The organism is Nocardioides limicola (assembly GCF_016827675.1).
Lineage (GTDB): Bacteria > Actinomycetota > Actinomycetes > Propionibacteriales > Nocardioidaceae > Nocardioides > Nocardioides limicola.
Map to the genome: position 1 here is coordinate 93032 of NZ_JAERJA010000002.1, position 15332 is coordinate 108363.

Genomic DNA, 15332 nt, shown 5'->3' on the forward strand with positions numbered 1-15332 from the left:
CTACCCTGCATAGCGTGCACAGCACCGCCCTGCTCACTGACCACTATGAGCTCACGATGGTCGCCGCAGCCCGCCGAGCCGGGACCGCGGGACGTCGCTGCGTCTTCGAACTGTTCAGCAGGTCGCTGCCGGCGGGGCGTCGGTACGGCGTGGTCGCGGGGGTCGGCCGGATGCTGGAGGCCCTGCCCGCGTTCCGGTTCTCCGAGAGCGAGTTGGCGGCGCTGGGGTCGGTCGTCGACGACGACACGTTGGCCTGGTTGGCCGACTTCCGGTTCACCGGCTCGATCCGTGGGTACGCCGAGGGGGACCTGTGGTTCGCGCACTCACCGCTGCTGGTGGTCGAGGCCAGTTTCGCCGAGGCCGTGGTTCTGGAGACGCTGCTGCTGTCGATCTACAACCACGACTGTGCGGTCGCCGCGGCAGCCTCGCGGATGGTGACCGCCGCGGGCAGTCGGCCGTGCGTGGAGATGGGGTCACGGCGTACCCATGAGGAGGCCGCGGTGGCAGCCGCCCGGGCCGCCTACCTGGCCGGCTTCACCGCCACCTCGAACCTCGCCGCCCGGCACCGGTACGGCGTCCCGACGACGGGCACCGCCGCCCATGCGTTCACCCTGCTGCACGACACCGAGGCGGAGGCTTTCGCGGCCCAGGTCACCGCGCTGGGTGTCGACACCACCCTGCTGGTCGACACCTACGAGGTGGAGGCGGGTGTCCGGGCCGCGCTGGCCGCGGCGGGCCCCGATCTCGGGGCGGTGCGGATCGACTCCGGCGACCTGGCCGAGGTCGCCCGCCGGGTCCGCGACCAACTCGACGAGGCGGGCGCCCCGCACACCCGGATCGTGGCCACCAGCGACCTCGACGAACACCGGATCGAGGCTCTTGCCGAGGCGCCCCTGGACGCCTACGGGGTGGGCACCCACCTGGTGACCGGCTCCGGGCACCCCACCGCGGCGCTGGTCTACAAGCTGGTCGCCCGCGAGGACGCCCACGGCACCCTCGCTCCGGTCGCCAAGCGCAGTGTCGGCAAGGAGTCCCGTGGTGGTCGCAAGGAGGCCACCCGTCGCCTCACTGACGGGGTCGCGGTGGCCGAGGTCGTTGGCCCGGCACCGGGCGAGGGCCGGCCACTGCTGGTCGACCTGGTCCGCGACGGGGAGCCGGTGGGCACCGAGGCGCTGGTGGATGCACGGGCGCGCCATCGGGCGGCGGTCGCCGAACTGCCTGCCGAAGGGCGACTGATCGCGGCGGGCGACCCGGCGATTCCCACGCTCATGGTCTGAGCAACAGGCCCGCGTTACGCTCGCAAGAGTGACCACCGCACTGATCGTCGTCGACGTCCAGAACGATTTCTGCGAGGGCGGATCACTGCCAGTCGCCGGTGGTGCCCGGGTCGCCCACGACATCGCGGAGTTGTTGCGCGCCCGCGCGGCCGGGGTCGGGGACGCACCCCACTGGGATCACGTGGTCGCCACCCAGGACCACCACGTCGACCCTGGCGAGCACTGGTCCGAGGAGCCCGACTTCGTGGACTCGTGGCCGGTGCACTGTCGGGCCGGCACCGACGGCGCGGCGTTCCACCCGAACCTGGATCCGCAACCGTTCGAGGCGATCTTCCGCAAGGGCGAGCGGGCGGCCGCCTACTCCGGGTTCGAGGGGCGGAGCAGCGACGGCACGTCACTGGCCGACTGGCTGCGCTCCCGTGGGGTGACTCAGGTGGAGGTGTGCGGGATCGCCACCGACCACTGCGTCCGGGCCACCGCGATCGACGCCGCCCGGGAGGGGTTCGCCACCATCGTGATGCTGCCCCTGTGCGCCGGGGTGTCCCCGGAGACCACCGAGGTGGCTCTGGCCGAGATGCGGGCGGCCGGGGTGCTGATCGGCTGAGCGGGAATCCGAGCGGCCCGGGTGTGGTTCACCGGATGTCGTTCGACCTCGGAGGAGTCCCGCATGTCCGATCCCCTGTTCCGCCCGCTGACCATCGGCGCGGCCCAGCTCCCGCACCGGGTGCTGATGGCGCCGCTGACCCGGATGCGGGCCGACGACCCCGGCGATGTGCCCAACGCGATGATGGCCGACTACTACCGGCAGCGCGCTGGCGCCGCCCTGATCGTCTCCGAGGGCACCCAGGTCTCCAGGCAGGGCAAGGGCTACATGGACACCCCGGGGATCCACTCCGCCGAGCAGGTGGCCGGTTGGCGGACGGTCACCGACGCCGTTCACGAGGCCGGGGGGCTGATCGCCGCGCAGCTGTGGCACGTGGGCCGGGTGTCGCACGAGTCGTTCCACGGCGGCGAACCGCCGGTGTCGGCTTCGGCACTGCCGTTCCGGAGCCGGACCACCGTCAAGGACGCCGAGGGCCGGCCGGTGCGCGTCAACTGCCCGACCCCGCGTGCCCTGGACGCGGACGGCATCGCCGCCGTGGTCGAGGACTACCGCCGGGCGACCCGGCACGCCCGGGACGCGGGCTTCGATCTGGTCGAGATCCATGCCGCGCACGGCTACCTGTTGCACCAGTTCCTGGCCGCCGACAGCAACCACCGCGAGGACGAGTACGGCGGCCCGCTGGCCAACCGGGCTCGGCTGCTGCTCGAGGTCCTGGATGCGGTGATCGACGAATGGGATGCCGCCCATGTGGGTGTCCGGATCTCGCCCGTGGGGAGCTTCAACGGCGTCGACGACCCCGAGGGCGTGCAGGCCGGACTGCACGTGGCGGCGGCCTTCGCCGAGCGGGGCATCGCGTTCCTGCATCTGTCCGAGCCCGATTGGGCCGGCGGCCCGGCGCTGGAGGAGGAGTACCGCAAGCATCTCCGGGCCGCGTTCCCCGGCATCATCGTCGGCGCCGGCAACTACGACGCACAGAAGGCACGGACCCTGATCGAGTCCGGACTGATCGATGCCGCGGCCTTCGGCCGCGCCTACATCGCCAACCCGGATCTGGCTCAGCGGCTGCGGACCGGTGCCGCGCTGACGGACCCGGACGCGAGCACGTTCTACGGCGGCGACGAGCGCGGCTACACCGACTACGCGGCGTACCGCTGACCGAGAGCTCAGCGCAGGATCAGGCAGCTCGAGGTGGCGTGTGCGAGCAGTCGGCGGTCGGCGTCGAAGAGCTGTGCTTCGGCCAACGCGGTGCGGCGGCCACGCTGGATCACCCGTCCCTCGCAGCGCAGCATGCCGGAGTCGACCGTGACCGGCCGCAGGAACTTCACCGTCAGGTCCAGTGAGGTGTAGAGCTCGTCGTCGGCCAGGGTGGAGTGCACCGAGCAGCCGGCGGCGGTGTCGAGCAGGGTCGAGATGACGCCGCCGTGGACGCCGCCGAGGGGGTTGTAGTGGTACTCGGCTGCGGGCATCTCCACGGCCACCGCCCCCCGCTCGACGTCGAGCCGGGTCATCCCGAGCAGCGTGAAGACCGGTGGCGGCGGGAAGTCGCCGCTGACCATCGCCTGCAACTGTCCCAGCCCGTCGAGCCCGGCCAGCGGCGTCAGGTCCGCGGCTCCGGGCGGCGTCCACGAATGGGTACGGGAGGCGGTCGGGAAATCCTGGGTCTGGGTCATGAACTCAGGATGCGCCTCCTTGCTGAGTCTGTCAATTGGTCCTAGCCTTGAGGTATGTCACAACCCCCCGCCGCACTGGCCTATCGGGTGGACAACTGCACCATCGGTCGGACGATGGCCATCCTCGGCGAACGGTGGACCCTGGTGGTCGCCCGCGAAGTCTTCAACGGCGTACGCCGCTTCGACGACATGCGGGTGCGGACCGCGATCCCGCGCCAGGTGCTCACCGACCGGCTGCGACTGCTGGTCGAGCACGACATCCTGCGCCGGGTCCCCTACCAGGAGCCGGGCCAGCGGCAACGCTTCGAGTACCGACTGACCGCCAAGGGGCTCGACCTCTACCCGGTCCTGGTCGCCATCGCCGACTGGGGCAATCGCTACCTGGCCGACCCCGAGGGACCGCCGATCGAGTTCGGTCACCGCGACTGTGGCGCGGTCGTGCATGCCCGGATGGAGTGCGACCACGGGCACACCCTCGACGACCCGCGAGACGTGCTCCCCCGCCCCGGCCCCGGCGCGCGCCGCAACCTCGACGCCGCCACTGGCTGAGCCCCGTCAACCCGAGCCCGGTCAACCCGAGCACTGGTCAACCCGAGCGGCGGGCCGACCAGTTCCGGATCGCGTCGATCCGCTCCCTCAACTCCTCGGCGGTGGCCACGGCCGCGGCCGGTCCGCCACATTCGCGGCGCAGCGCCGCGTGCGTCACCCCGTGCGCCTGCCCGGTGCGATGGTGCCAGGACGCGACCAGTCCGTTGAGTTCGCGACGCAGGATCGCCAACTGCTCGTGGGTGGAGACCTGCTCCACGGTGTCCGGCTCCCGGCGCGGACTGGCCTCCTGGACCGCCTTCCGGGAGTCCTGGCGACTGCGCAGCAGGGTGCGCACCTGGTCCGGTTCGAGCAGGCCGGGGATCCCGAGGAAGTCCATCTCCTCCTCCGACCCGACATGCACCTCGCCGGCATGGCCGAACTCGCCGCCGTCGTAGAGCACCCGGTCGAAGCGTGCCGTCGAGTCCAGCGCCTCGAAGGCCCCGTCGAGGGTGTCCGAGGCACCCTCCTCCCGGTTGGCCTGGCGGATCAGCTCCTCCTCGGCCGCCATCAGGTCGTCCTCGTCGTTGATCGGGCGACCCAGCACGTGGTCGCGCAGCGCCTCGAGTTCGGCGGCGTGGGTGAGCAGCCCGGGCACCGACGGCAGGAAGACCGACGCCGTCTCGCCGCGCTTGCGCGCTCGCACGAAGCGACCGACGGCCTGGGCGAAGAAGAGCGGGGTGGAGGTGGTGGTGGCGTAGACGCCGACCGCCAGCCGGGGCACGTCGACGCCCTCGGAGACCATCCGCACCGCCACCATCCAGCGCTTGTCGGAGCCGGTGAAGTCGGCGATCCGCTTCGAGGCGGCCTTCTCGTCGGAGAGGACGATGGTGGCCGACTCGCCGGTGATCTGCTTCAGCAGACCGGCGTAGGACCGGGCCGAGTCCTGATCGGTGGCGATGACCAGACCGGCCGCGTCGGGGACATGCCGCCGCACCTCGGTGAGCCGCTTGTCGGCGGCGCTGAGCACCGCCGGCATCCACGAGCCCTTCGGGTCCAGGGCGGTCCGCAGCGCGTGCGCCACCTGATCCTTGGTCATCGGCTCACCCAGCCGGGCGCTGATCTCGTCCCCGGCCCGAGTCCGCCACTGCAGGTCCCCGGAGTAGGCCATGAACAGCACCGGCCGGACCACCTGGTCGGCGAGCGCATCGGCGTAGCCGTAGACATAGTCGGCAGCCGAGCGCTGCACCCCGGGCGTCTGCGGGTCGGGTTCGTAGCGCACGAAGGGGATCGGGTTAGCGTCGGAGCGGAACGGCGTGCCGGTGAGCGACAACCGTCGCGCCGCCGGCCCGAATGCCTCCTGCACCGCCTCGCCCCAGCTCATCGCGTCACCGGCGTGGTGGATCTCGTCGAGGATCACCAGGGTCCGGAACCGTTCGGTGCGGATCCGCATCGCCAGCGGATTGACGGCGACACCGGCATAGGTGACCGCGACTCCGACGAAGTCGGCCGAGGTCTTGCCCTGCCCCACGGCGAATGTCGGATCGATGCCGATGCCCACCCGGGAGGCGGCCTCGGCCCACTGCACCTTGAGGTGGTCGGTCGGCGCCACGATCACGATCCGGTCGACGATCCGACGGTCCATCAGTTCGCTGGCCACCCGGAGCGCGAACGTGGTCTTGCCGGCCCCGGGGGTGGCGACGGTCAGGAAGTCACGTGGGGACTCGTCCAGGTACCTGCGCAGCGCTTCGGCCTGCCAGGCCCGCAACGAGGGCGCGGTGCCCCACGCGGCCCGGTCGGGCCACGCTGGTGGAAGGGTCACTCGTCTCCCTCACCCGGGCTGTCGCCCAGGGACTCCCAGATCTCCTTGCACTCGGGGCAGACCGGGAACTTCTCCGGCGCCCGGCTCGGCACCCAGACCTTCCCACAGAGCGCCACCACCGGAGTGCCCATCACCATCGCCTCGGTGAGTTTGTCCTTCGAGACGTAGTGCGAGAAGCGCTCGTGGTCGCCGGAGTCGGTCGGGACGGTGCGCTTGTCCTCGATCACGTCGAGGTTCGTGAAGCCGGTGGTCACATCATCCATCCTAGTTGAGTTCCGGGTCGGCCGGTCGGGTGGCGTGCCAGGCCAGGTCGCCGGGCTGGCGGCGCAGCACGTCGCTCCACATGGTCTCGGTGTCGGCTCGGGTCAGATCCCCCGGCAGCGCGGGTACGACGTACCAGTCGTCGCGAGCGAGTTCGTCCTGCAACTGCCCGGCGCCCCAGCCGGCGTACCCGGCGAAGATCCGCAGCGAGGCCAGCGAGCCATCGACGAGCTCGACCGGCGTGTCCAGGTCGACGCTGCCGACACCGTCCACCAGCGGCCGGAACCCGACCGGCTCGACACCGGGTCGGGTGGTCGCCACCGCCAGCGCACCGTCCGTGCCGACGGGGCCGCCGACGAAGAGCACGGCCGGGGAATCGACCAGCAGGGACCAGTCGTTGAGGACCGCGGCCACCGGAGTGTCCGACGGGCGATTGAGGACCACCCCCAGCGCACCCTCGGCATTGACGTCGAGGAGCAGCACGACGGTGCGCGCGAAGTTCGGGTCGCCCAGGTCGGGGGCGGCGACCAGAAGCATCCCGGCATGCACCTCACTCATGTGGCCCATTGTTCCGCAACGGTGGTCGAGGGCGGACTGTCCCCAGGTGACACCCGGGAGGCTACGGATGGGAGGGTCCGTGAGGTGTCACCCGGGGGCAGTCCTGTCGTGGGCCGCCTCAGGCGGCGTGCAGCACCTTCCGGAGCCGGCCGAGGATCGTGTGGTCCTCCTCGGCCACCGGCGCGGCGGCAGGCTCGGTGGCCAACTCCTGGCGGGCCCGGTCCGCGATCCGGGCACCGATGCGGGCTGCGAGGTCGTCGGTGCGGCTCACCCGGCCGGCGGTCAGGGCCAGCATGTGGTGCTCCGCCTCCACGGCGGTCGCCATCGCCTCGGCCAGCGGGTCGCCCTTCAACGAGCAGTAGTGGTCGAGGATCGCCCGGATGCCGGGCAGTTCCTTGGCGACTTCCTTCCAGGCATGCACGACGGCACCCTCGAGGTCCATCGGCTGCAGCACCAGCTCGCGTTCGATCCGGCCGGAGAGTCGGGTGTAGAGGCGCAACTGGAGGGCGCCCAGCAGGTCGAGCTCGCCACGGAAGGTCTCCGCAACGCCCTCGACGTCCATCGGCAGTACGCCGTCGAGACGCGAGTCGGCCGCGATGATCACGCGATCAAGCACATCTCCACGACGGTGAAAGGTCGTCCAGGTCATGGTCCGCTCCTTTGATCAGGTATCGCCATACCGGCGGTACGTACTCAAGGTATGGGGAAGACCGGCGACTCTCCAAGGAACTGCGGGCGTGATGATCAGCACGTGACGGATGAGCGTGATCCGGGCCACGTGACGCCCGTCACGCATGCATAGACTGCTCTGCCATGACCAAGTCCGCGAAGTCGCTGCTGCCCAAGGTTCCGCAGGTCCCGGGCACCAACCGCCGAGCCCAGTTCTCCGCCTCCACCAAGCGGGCACTCGTCGAAGTGGCGGAGCAGCTCTTCACCGAGCACGGCTACTCGGGCACCTCCTTGGACGCGATCGTCTCCGGGGCAGACGTCACCAAGGGCGCCCTCTATCACCACTTCTCCGGCAAGCAGGCGCTCTTCGAGGCGGTCTTCGAGCGGGTCGAGGATGCCGCGTCCCGACACATCACCAAGGCCATCCGGGGCGAGCGGGACCCCTGGCAGAAGTCGATCCAGGGCCTGCGTGCGTTCATGGAGGTCGTGCGCCGGCCCGAGTACCGCCGGGTGGTCATCCAGGACGGACCCGCGGTGCTGGGCTATGAGCGGTATCGGGAGCAGGAGGAGCGGTCCACCTTCGCGAACGTCCTCGACATCGTCCAGTCGGTGCTCGAGGCTGGCCACTGGGAGCTGGACAAGGAGATGACCGAGACCTTCACCCGGATCTTCTTCGGCGCGATGGGAGCAGCCGGCGAGTCGGTCGCCACCAGCGCCGACCCGGTGGCCGCGGGGGCACGGGTGGAGACAGCGATCGGCTTCATCCTGGCCGGCCTCCGGGCGCTGGTGGACGCTGGCGTGGAGCTCGACGGACTCCCGCGGACCGAGGACTGACCGACTACTCGTGTAGGACGCTCGCGTTGTTGACCGGCAGCAGGTGGATCCAGGTGCGACCAGCCGGCACCACGAGGTCGGCCCCACCGGACCTCAACGTCAGCGCAGAGGCGACGGTCTCCTTGGACCACCTCCCCTTCACCATCTGACCGTCGTGGAAGAGCTGGGCCTCGCCGGTGCCCTCGAAACGCAGCTCCGGCACCCGGTTGCCCGCGGCGTCGGTGTAGCCAGCATCGATGACCTCCACCCGGACCACCAGCACCGTGTCGGCGACGAACCGGTCACCCTCGGCGGCGTGCGAGTTGGTGTTCACGTAGCCGTCGTCGGTGAACTCCCAGCGGGTGTTCTGGCTCGGGTAGCGCACCTGCAGCTGCGTGGCGACCTCGCCCTCGGGCAGGTCGGCCGCCTCACCCCAGGGCAGGTAGTCGTCGGGACGTCCGCCGTCGTAGGGCAACCTGGTGCCGCTGCCGGCCACCACGTCGTCGGCGATCACGGCCAGATCCGCGAGCACGTTGTAGGTGGCCCGTCGGCTCGAGGATCGGGTGATGCCGTTGGCCCCCTCCTCGATCAACGGGACCTGCGCCCGGCGCAGCCGGTCCAGAGTCTCGTGCGCCCCACCGCTGGCGACCAGGATGCCACCGACGGGCTTGGCGATGCCGATGTCGGTGGCGCGCAGCGACCGCACCGGACCGACCTCGGTCGGCAGTTCACTGTGGAACATCACCGCGAGCCGGGTGAGCCCGCCCTCGACCATCTGCTCCACCACGATGTCCGCCCCGGAGAGGCCGACCTGCGGAGCCGCCGCCGCGGTGTTGTCGATCTTGACGATCAACGGCGGGTGAGCCGCCGGGTCACCGTCGGTGACCTCCAGCCCGGTGAGCGGCCAGAACTCCGGCTCCGGCTCGGGCTCGGGGGTCACCTCTTCGGTGGGGGTCGGCTCGGCCTGCGGCTCCTCGTCACCGGAGCAGGCGGCGAGGACCAGACCGGCCGTGAGCAGCACGGCAAGCAGACGGACGGAACGGGTACGGCGCACGAGAGCTCCTCGAGGGTGCGTCAGGGGTGGATCGGTCAGCCGAGGGTGATGCCGCCGTCGACGTACAGCGTCTGGCCGGTGATGTAGGAGGCCTCGTCGCTGCACAGGAAGGCGGCGGCCGCGGCGATGTCCTCGGGGAAGCCGACGCGCTTGACCGGGTTGGCGTCGGCGTTCATCTTCCGGAACTCGTCGACGTCCACACCCAGCCGTCGCGCGGTGGCGTCGGTCATCTCGGTGGCGATGAAGCCGGGCGCGATCGCGTTGACGTTGATCCCGAACGGGCCGAGCTCGATGCCCAGCGTCCGGGTGAAGCCCTGGATACCCATCTTGGCGGCGCTGTAGTTCGCCTGCCCCCGGTTGCCGAGCGCAGAGATCGAGGAGACGTTGCAGACCTTGCCGTACTTCTGGGCGACGAAGTGGACCTGAGCGGCCTTGGTCATCAGGAAGGCACCCTTGAGGTGCACACCCATCACCAGGTCCCAGTCCTCCTCGGTCATCTTGAAGAGCAGGTTGTCGCGGGTGACGCCGGCGTTGTTCATCAGCACATGGATCCCGCCGAGCTCGGCCACCACCCGCTCGACGGCGGCGGTGGCGGAGTCGGCGACCCCGACGTTGCAGCCGATGCCGACCGCCTGGGCTCCGTCCACGAGCTCGATCTTGGCGGCGGCCTCAGCCGCAGCGGCCTCGTCGAGGTCGAGGATCGCCACCGAGGCACCCTCCGCGGCGAACCGCTGGGCGCACCCGAAACCGATGCCTCGCGCCGCTCCGGTGACCGCCACCACGCGTCCGTCGTACCGTCCCATGCCTGACTCCCATTCGCTACGTGAAGTTCACCTGGCCGGTCTCCCACCGGCGCAGTCACTCTACTCATCGGGGTACGCCGGACTCACCGGGGTACGCCAGACCCCTGGGGGACCTCAGCGGGTCACGGCATCGGTCGCGGCAGGTTGGACCGGCCGGGACCCTGGCCGCCCAGGGCCCCGGCCGGTCGGTGCGCGGCTACGACGTGACCCGGACCCGCTGACCGCAGCCGGTCGTGCCGCCCTGGATGAAGCCGGAGGACAGGGTCGGGTTCGTGGTCTGGAAGACGTAGTAGCCGGTGTTTGCCGCGCTCTTGATCCTCGTGGTGACCGTGCGAGACCCGGCCGACCCGTTCGAGGGACCGGAGAACGAGGTCAGCGTGATGGTGCGAAGCCGCTTGTCCTCCGTGCACTTGACGTTGTCTCTGTTCGAGAACGGGCCGTACATCCGGAGCCTGACGTCCCTGGGCTCCGAACGGTCGAACCCGCTGAGGGTGACCTTGATCTTGATGTCCTCCCCGAGACCGACCGTCGCGTTCGTGGTCCGCTCCTGGGCGACCGCGGACTGCTTGCGGACCCGGACCAGCCCGCCGCACGCCGCACGGGCGCCGAAGCCGGTGCCGCCGTCGGCACGCACGTACCACTGGTAGAAGCCGGAACGATTCGGCGCCGTGTGACTCGGCAGGGAGTGGGTCACGTGCGACCCGGTGGCGGAGGTGACCGACGGACCCCAATAGGTGCTGGTCGCGGCACAGGACGGAGACGACGTGAACGGGCCACGCAGCCGACGCTCCACGTCTCTGGTGCCCTCGCCCCCGGTGATCTCGTAGCTCCCGCCCAGCTGCTGGCCGGTCATCCGGAGCGAGGCCGAGTTGGTGACCCGGACCGTCTGTCCACCTACTCCCGTGATGGTCCCCGCGACCGTGTGGGTACGCCGAACCCCGGCGACGTAGACATGGGAGGCACGCTTCACCTTCGCCTTGCGAACCCGCAACATCCAGTTCGGAAGCGCTCGAGCCTTGGCAGTGACGGGGTGCGCGCCCGGGGCGGCGTCGAAGGTCGCGCGAGCGATGCCGTTGCTGTTGGTGCGCTCCCGCTTGACCAAGCCGTTGTAACTGAAGATCACCGTGACACCGGGGATGGGCTCTCCGGTGACCCGAGACTTGAGTGTGTAGCTGACGACTGCTTGGTTCCCGTGGGTCACCTGGGGACTGCTGAGCGTCGCCGCGTAGGGGCCGGCGTACCTGGCGGACTGGTTCAGCATGTGCTTGGCCCAGTCGCGGACGGTCTTCGGGTACGGAGTGCGGTTGATGCGGCGCGCCCCCTTGGACCTGGTGATTCGCCACTTCTTGCCGTACCGCAGGTGAAGGATGGCCGCGTCGACCGCTGCGGCCTGGACCCGCGAGTCCAGGTTGTCCGCCTTGATGTGATTGCCCCAGCGGCTGGCGATGTAGGCGATCCGCTCCTGACGCCGGTTGGCGGGCGTGACGGTCCGCGCCTTGCGGTACTTGCTGGTGACGTTGGCCTTCTTCACCTGGTACCGGTACACGGCCTTGCCTTTGCCGATCCTGCGGGCCCCGATCCAGGCACCGACGGCCGAGCCGTCGCCGGGGATCGCGAAACCCCGGTAGGGCGTGTTGGCGGTCGCAGGTGCGCTCGTCATGACGCTCAGTCCGGCGGTGACCATCAGCGCCACCACCAGCGCGGCGAGGTGTTTCCTCATCTGTTCTTCCCCCTGTTGGGTTAGTGATTCGTACCAGTTCTGTTCGTCAGCCCGTGGGGCCGATCGGTCCACTGCCGTCATCGGGACCGCCACTGCAGCAGGGGGGCGGACTCTTGGGCGGGCTATGGGTCGGGGCCTTGGTCGGGCTTGGGCTCTTGGGTGGGCTCGGCGACGGGCTCGTCGTACCCGGTGTGGCCGGCGGTGCCGTGGGGGCCGCCGGGACCGTCACCGTGCCCACGAACGGCTCAAGACCGCCGATCCGGACCTCCCAGGAGGCGACCCCGCCCGGCACGTCGGTCAACCGGATCCGGCCGGAGGGTTCGCTGAAGGTCAGCGCGCGCGTCGACGGCGGCCCGGACGCCGGGGTGAGGGTGACCACTGCTTCCGCAGGGAGATCCGAGAGGTACATCACCCGTACGACGACGATGTGCGGCTCCGATGACGCGACTCGCACCCGCGGCTCCGGCACCACCACGGCACCCGGGACGGTCTGGTACTGCGCGGGGGTGGGCGCGGGGGTCGGGGTGGGTGCGATCGGCGTCGACGCTGAGGTGTCCGGGTCGGGAGAGCGTTCCGGCAGGCCCCGCCACAGAGCCGCCGACGCGACGCCGGTGACCGCCAGCACCAGGGCGACCGACGCCGCGACCACGGCGATCCTGGCGCGGTGACCGGTGGTGTCCGGCGGCAGGACCCCGGCGGGCTTCCGCGCCGCCGGTGCGACCACTCCGTCGGCCAGCGGCAGCAGAGCGAGCAGTTGCCGGCGCACCTCCCGCGCCGATCCCGGCCGCTGCGTCGGGTCCTTGGCCAGCAAGGTGGCGAAGAGCGGGTCCAGGTGCTGAGCCAGCCCGGGGTCGCCGGGGAACGGCGGCACCGGCTCGGTCATGTGTGCATGGACGACCTTGTACTCGCTGCTGCCCTGGAACGGGGGACGCCCGGTCAGCGTCGCCCAGAGCAGGCAACCCAATGAGTAGAGGTCGCTGGCCGGCGTGGCCTCGGCGCCGTCGTGCAGCTCGGGGGCCATGTAGGCGGGCGTGCCCAGGGTGGAGCCGGTCATGGTGACGTACTCGTCGCCGAAGCGGGCGATGCCGAAGTCGGAGAGGTAGCCGGTGATCTCGTCGCCCCGGATCCGCAGCAGCACGTTGGCGGGCTTGATGTCTCGGTGCACCAGGCCGACCTCGTGCGCATCGGCCAGCCCGGCGGCCAGTTGCGCGGCAAGTTGCAGCGCCCAGGTGGGCGGCATCGGCCCGTACTGGCGCAGCGCAGCCCCGAGGTCACCACCGTCGATGAGCTGGGTGGCGATGAAGAACTGTCCATCGACCTGGCCATGGTCGTAGACGTGGATGACGTGGGTGGAGTCCAACCGCGCGAGAGCGGCAGCCTCCCGGGCGAACCGGTCGACGAAGACCTGGTCATGCGCGATGCCCGGATTCAGCAGCTTGAGGGCGACCTCACGACCCAGGGTCTCCTGGACTGCGGCGTAGACCACGCCCATGCCACCACGGCCGAGCAGGCGGGTGATCCGATAGGCGCCGAAGCTCTCGCCCACACGTGGCGCGTCCACGCGATCACCTCCTCCCGAGCGGGGGCCGTCACCAAACTGAACGATGATCTCCCAGAAGAGGTCACGGCACCGAATCGCCATCACGGTCCGAGGCCGCACGCGCAGCACAATCGGGGAAGAACGGGTCCGCCTTGTGGACTCATTCTTCCCCGATTGTGAGGATCTCGTCGTGGAGCTGCGGGGAATCGAACCCCGGTCCTCGAGCGCCGAACCAGGTCTTCTCCGGGTGCAGTCAGTGCTGTCGTTGTCTCTTCCCCGGCGCTCGCACTGACACGTCGCCGACAGGCTCAGTCACGAAAAAGTCCCGAACGTTCTGCGTGACTCAGAATCGTTCAGCTAGTCCCCTTGATGAGGCCTGGATCCGGGACGGAGACGGATGCCCGGTCAGACCCTTCGATCACTGCAATCAGGCAGCGAGAGCGAAGTCGTTGCGCTTAGAGTCGGCAACTATTCGTTTCCAGCGATCGTTTACGAGATGACGCTGGCTCCTCGACCCGCTTCCCCTGGAACTAGCGTCCCAAGTCGAAACCGATCAGCCCCTCTTGAGTTGTACTTGTCCAGTCTACGGGGCGGACCCCGCCGAGCGCGACTCGAATAGGCGTTCGGCGTTGTGCCAGAGCACGCCGGCCAGCCAGGCGTCGTCCAAGAGCGGCTCCCGCTCCCGCAGCGCGACCAGCACCTCGACCTGGTGCCACCACGGATACGGGATGTTGGGGAAGTCCGAACCGAGGAACACCTTGTCTCCGAGGGCGGCCAGCCGCCCCAGCAGCCGGTCCGGGAAGGGCGAATCCATCTCGTCGAAGAACGACGTGAAGACCATCGTGGTGTCCAGCCCGACCCCCGGATAGCGCTCCGCCAGCCCCAGGAACTCCTCGTACTCGGGGGCGCCGGCGTGTGCGAACAGCAACCGCAAGCCCGGATGCCGGCGGAGCAGTTCGGCCACCGGCGCCGGGCCGGTGAACTCGTTGGGGACCGGACCGGAGCCGGCGTGCAGCACCACCGGCACCCCCGCCTCGGCGATCTGCCCCCAGCTCTCGTCCAGCAGCGGGTCGGTGACCCAGAAGGCACCCACCTGCACGTGCACCTTGAACAGTTCGACTCCGCCGGCCAGTCGCTTCCCGACGTACGCCGTGGCTTCGGGCTCGGGGAAGAAGGTGCCGCACCGGAGCACTGCGGGCACCCGGTCGGCGAACGCGTCGGCCCAGTCGTTGAGGAACTCGGCCATCCCGGGCTTGTGGGCGTAGCTGAGCGCGGAGAACCGGCGTACGCCGAGGGCACCGAGTTGGCTGACCAGCTCGGTCTCGTCGCCGCGATAGGTCAACGGCCAGGGGCGGCCCAGCAGCGGCCCGGCGTCGTCGAAGTACTGGCGCACCTTGGCCATCACCGGCGGGGCCATGAAGTGGGTGTGCACGTCGAAGAAGCCCTCGATCCCCAGGCGTGCGGGCAGGGCGGCCACCTCGTCGGGCAGCACGAACGGGTCAACTGGCACGGGTCAGCGCATGCCCTTGAGTCGGCGGCCGATCTCGACCTGCTTCTCCCGGTCGGCCTCCCGGGCCGCGATGGAGTGACGCTTGTCGTACTGCTTCTTGCCCTTGGCGAGTCCGAGCTCGACCTTGGCTCGGCCGTCCTTGAAGTAGAGCGACAGCGGGATGAGCGTGTAGCCCTTCTCCGAGATCTTGCGTTCGAGCTTGTCGATCTCGTGTCGGTTCAGCAGCAGCTTGCGGCGGCGTCGGGCAGCGTGATTGGTCCAGGTGCCTTGGCTGTACTCGGGGATGTGCACGTTGTGCAGCCACACCTCGTGTCCGTCCACCTCCCCGAAGCCGTCGACGAGGGAGGCCCTCCCCTGGCGCAGCGACTTCACTTCGGTCCCCACCAGCACGATGCCGGCCTCGTAGGTGTCCTCGATGTGATAGTCGTGCCGCGCCTTGCGGTTCTGGGCGACCGCCTTCTGCCCCTGCTCCCTGACCATGCTGGGCATTCTCGCATCGACGCGGC

The 15332-nt window shown here is 70.0% G+C and carries 16 protein-coding genes and 1 other RNA gene; 5 read left to right on the forward strand and 12 right to left on the reverse strand.

The genetic code is table 11. The features are described from left to right. The first annotated feature begins 5 nt into the window (after positions 1-5). The 3 genes from JKG67_RS04280 to nemA all read left to right on the forward strand — a co-directional run bounded on the left by JKG67_RS04280 (position 6) and on the right by nemA (position 3036). Positions 6-1277, forward strand: a complete 1272-nt coding sequence (locus JKG67_RS04280) for a nicotinate phosphoribosyltransferase (RefSeq protein WP_275403280.1) — start codon at positions 6-8, stop codon at positions 1275-1277. Positions 1278-1305: 28 nt separating this feature from the next. Further along, on the forward strand, positions 1306-1881 hold the full coding sequence (locus tag JKG67_RS04285; RefSeq protein WP_203336043.1) for a nicotinamidase: 576 nt from the start codon (positions 1306-1308) through the stop codon (positions 1879-1881). Positions 1882-1944: 63 nt separating this feature from the next. After that, positions 1945-3036, forward strand: a complete 1092-nt coding sequence (nemA, locus tag JKG67_RS04290) for an N-ethylmaleimide reductase (protein ID WP_203336044.1) — start codon at positions 1945-1947, stop codon at positions 3034-3036. 8 nt (positions 3037-3044) lie between these two features. Here the strand turns inward: nemA and JKG67_RS04295 are convergent, their stop codons facing one another. Then, positions 3045-3551, reverse strand: coding sequence for a PaaI family thioesterase (locus JKG67_RS04295; protein ID WP_203336045.1), 507 nt, complete (start codon positions 3549-3551; stop codon positions 3045-3047). A 54-nt stretch (positions 3552-3605) separates the two neighbouring features. On the opposite strand from JKG67_RS04295, the gene JKG67_RS04300 reads away from it, so the two are divergent. Next, entirely contained in the window at positions 3606-4100 is a 495-nt protein-coding gene (locus tag JKG67_RS04300) for a winged helix-turn-helix transcriptional regulator (protein WP_203336046.1), read from the forward strand. A 37-nt stretch (positions 4101-4137) separates the two neighbouring features. Here the strand turns inward: JKG67_RS04300 and JKG67_RS04305 are convergent, their stop codons facing one another. The 4 genes from JKG67_RS04305 to JKG67_RS04320 all read right to left on the reverse strand — a co-directional run bounded on the left by JKG67_RS04305 (position 4138) and on the right by JKG67_RS04320 (position 7366). After that, the gene (locus JKG67_RS04305; RefSeq protein ID WP_203336047.1) at positions 4138-5898 is read right to left on the reverse strand and encodes a DEAD/DEAH box helicase; all 1761 of its coding nucleotides are present in this window, start codon (positions 5896-5898) and stop codon (positions 4138-4140) included. After that, on the reverse strand, positions 5895-6152 hold the full coding sequence (locus tag JKG67_RS04310; protein WP_372442038.1) for a DUF3039 domain-containing protein: 258 nt from the start codon (positions 6150-6152) through the stop codon (positions 5895-5897). Before JKG67_RS04310 ends, JKG67_RS04305 begins: the two co-directional genes overlap by 4 nt. 10 nt (positions 6153-6162) lie before the next feature. Continuing rightward, a complete protein-coding gene (locus JKG67_RS04315; protein WP_203336049.1) occupies positions 6163-6717 on the reverse strand; it encodes a YqgE/AlgH family protein in 555 nt (184 codons plus the stop codon). 118 nt (positions 6718-6835) lie between these two features. Next, positions 6836-7366, reverse strand: coding sequence for a hypothetical protein (locus JKG67_RS04320; RefSeq protein ID WP_203336050.1), 531 nt, complete (start codon positions 7364-7366; stop codon positions 6836-6838). Positions 7367-7530: 164 nt separating this feature from the next. Here JKG67_RS04320 and JKG67_RS04325 point away from each other — a divergent pair, with 164 nt between their 5' ends. Further along, a complete protein-coding gene (locus tag JKG67_RS04325; RefSeq protein WP_203336051.1) occupies positions 7531-8220 on the forward strand; it encodes a TetR/AcrR family transcriptional regulator in 690 nt (229 codons plus the stop codon). Positions 8221-8224: 4 nt separating this feature from the next. Here the strand turns inward: JKG67_RS04325 and JKG67_RS04330 are convergent, their stop codons facing one another. The 7 genes from JKG67_RS04330 to smpB form a co-directional block, all read right to left on the reverse strand. Next, on the reverse strand, positions 8225-9253 hold the full coding sequence (locus tag JKG67_RS04330; RefSeq protein ID WP_203336052.1) for a DUF3048 domain-containing protein: 1029 nt from the start codon (positions 9251-9253) through the stop codon (positions 8225-8227). Between the two features lie 35 nt (positions 9254-9288). Continuing rightward, on the reverse strand, positions 9289-10056 hold the full coding sequence (locus JKG67_RS04335) for an SDR family NAD(P)-dependent oxidoreductase (protein WP_203336053.1): 768 nt from the start codon (positions 10054-10056) through the stop codon (positions 9289-9291). Between the two features lie 196 nt (positions 10057-10252). After that, positions 10253-11776: an Ig-like domain-containing protein gene (locus JKG67_RS04340; protein ID WP_203336054.1), complete on the reverse strand. Its 1524-nt coding sequence runs from the start codon at positions 11774-11776 to the stop codon at positions 10253-10255. A 46-nt stretch (positions 11777-11822) separates the two neighbouring features. Then, the gene (locus tag JKG67_RS04345) at positions 11823-13337 is read right to left on the reverse strand and encodes a serine/threonine-protein kinase (RefSeq protein WP_203336055.1); all 1515 of its coding nucleotides are present in this window, start codon (positions 13335-13337) and stop codon (positions 11823-11825) included. Positions 13338-13504: 167 nt separating this feature from the next. Next, positions 13505-13877, reverse strand: a transfer-messenger RNA (tmRNA) gene (ssrA, locus tag JKG67_RS04350). 22 nt (positions 13878-13899) lie between these two features. Continuing rightward, complete coding sequence (locus JKG67_RS04355; RefSeq protein ID WP_307816428.1) at positions 13900-14826, reverse strand: amidohydrolase family protein; 927 nt, start codon at positions 14824-14826, stop codon at positions 13900-13902. A 3-nt stretch (positions 14827-14829) separates the two neighbouring features. After that, complete coding sequence (gene smpB, locus JKG67_RS04360) at positions 14830-15306, reverse strand: SsrA-binding protein SmpB (RefSeq protein ID WP_203336056.1); 477 nt, start codon at positions 15304-15306, stop codon at positions 14830-14832. Positions 15307-15332 lie beyond the last annotated feature (26 nt).

Excerpts from the sequence above, each read along its gene's own strand:
- nemA (WP_203336044.1), top strand. The coding sequence starts at position 1,945 with ATGTCCGATCCCCTGTTCCGCCCGCTGACCATCGGCGCGGCCCAGCTC.
- JKG67_RS04295 (WP_203336045.1), bottom strand. The coding sequence starts at position 3,551 with ATGACCCAGACCCAGGATTTCCCGACCGCCTCCCGTACCCATTCGTGG.
- JKG67_RS04300 (WP_203336046.1), top strand. The coding sequence starts at position 3,606 with ATGTCACAACCCCCCGCCGCACTGGCCTATCGGGTGGACAACTGCACC.
- JKG67_RS04315 (WP_203336049.1), bottom strand. The coding sequence starts at position 6,717 with ATGAGTGAGGTGCATGCCGGGATGCTTCTGGTCGCCGCCCCCGACCTG.
- JKG67_RS04320 (WP_203336050.1), bottom strand. The coding sequence starts at position 7,366 with ATGACCTGGACGACCTTTCACCGTCGTGGAGATGTGCTTGATCGCGTG.
- JKG67_RS04325 (WP_203336051.1), top strand. The coding sequence starts at position 7,531 with ATGACCAAGTCCGCGAAGTCGCTGCTGCCCAAGGTTCCGCAGGTCCCG.
- JKG67_RS04335 (WP_203336053.1), bottom strand. The coding sequence starts at position 10,056 with ATGGGACGGTACGACGGACGCGTGGTGGCGGTCACCGGAGCGGCGCGA.
- JKG67_RS04340 (WP_203336054.1), bottom strand. The coding sequence starts at position 11,776 with ATGAGGAAACACCTCGCCGCGCTGGTGGTGGCGCTGATGGTCACCGCC.
- smpB (WP_203336056.1), bottom strand. The coding sequence starts at position 15,306 with ATGGTCAGGGAGCAGGGGCAGAAGGCGGTCGCCCAGAACCGCAAGGCG.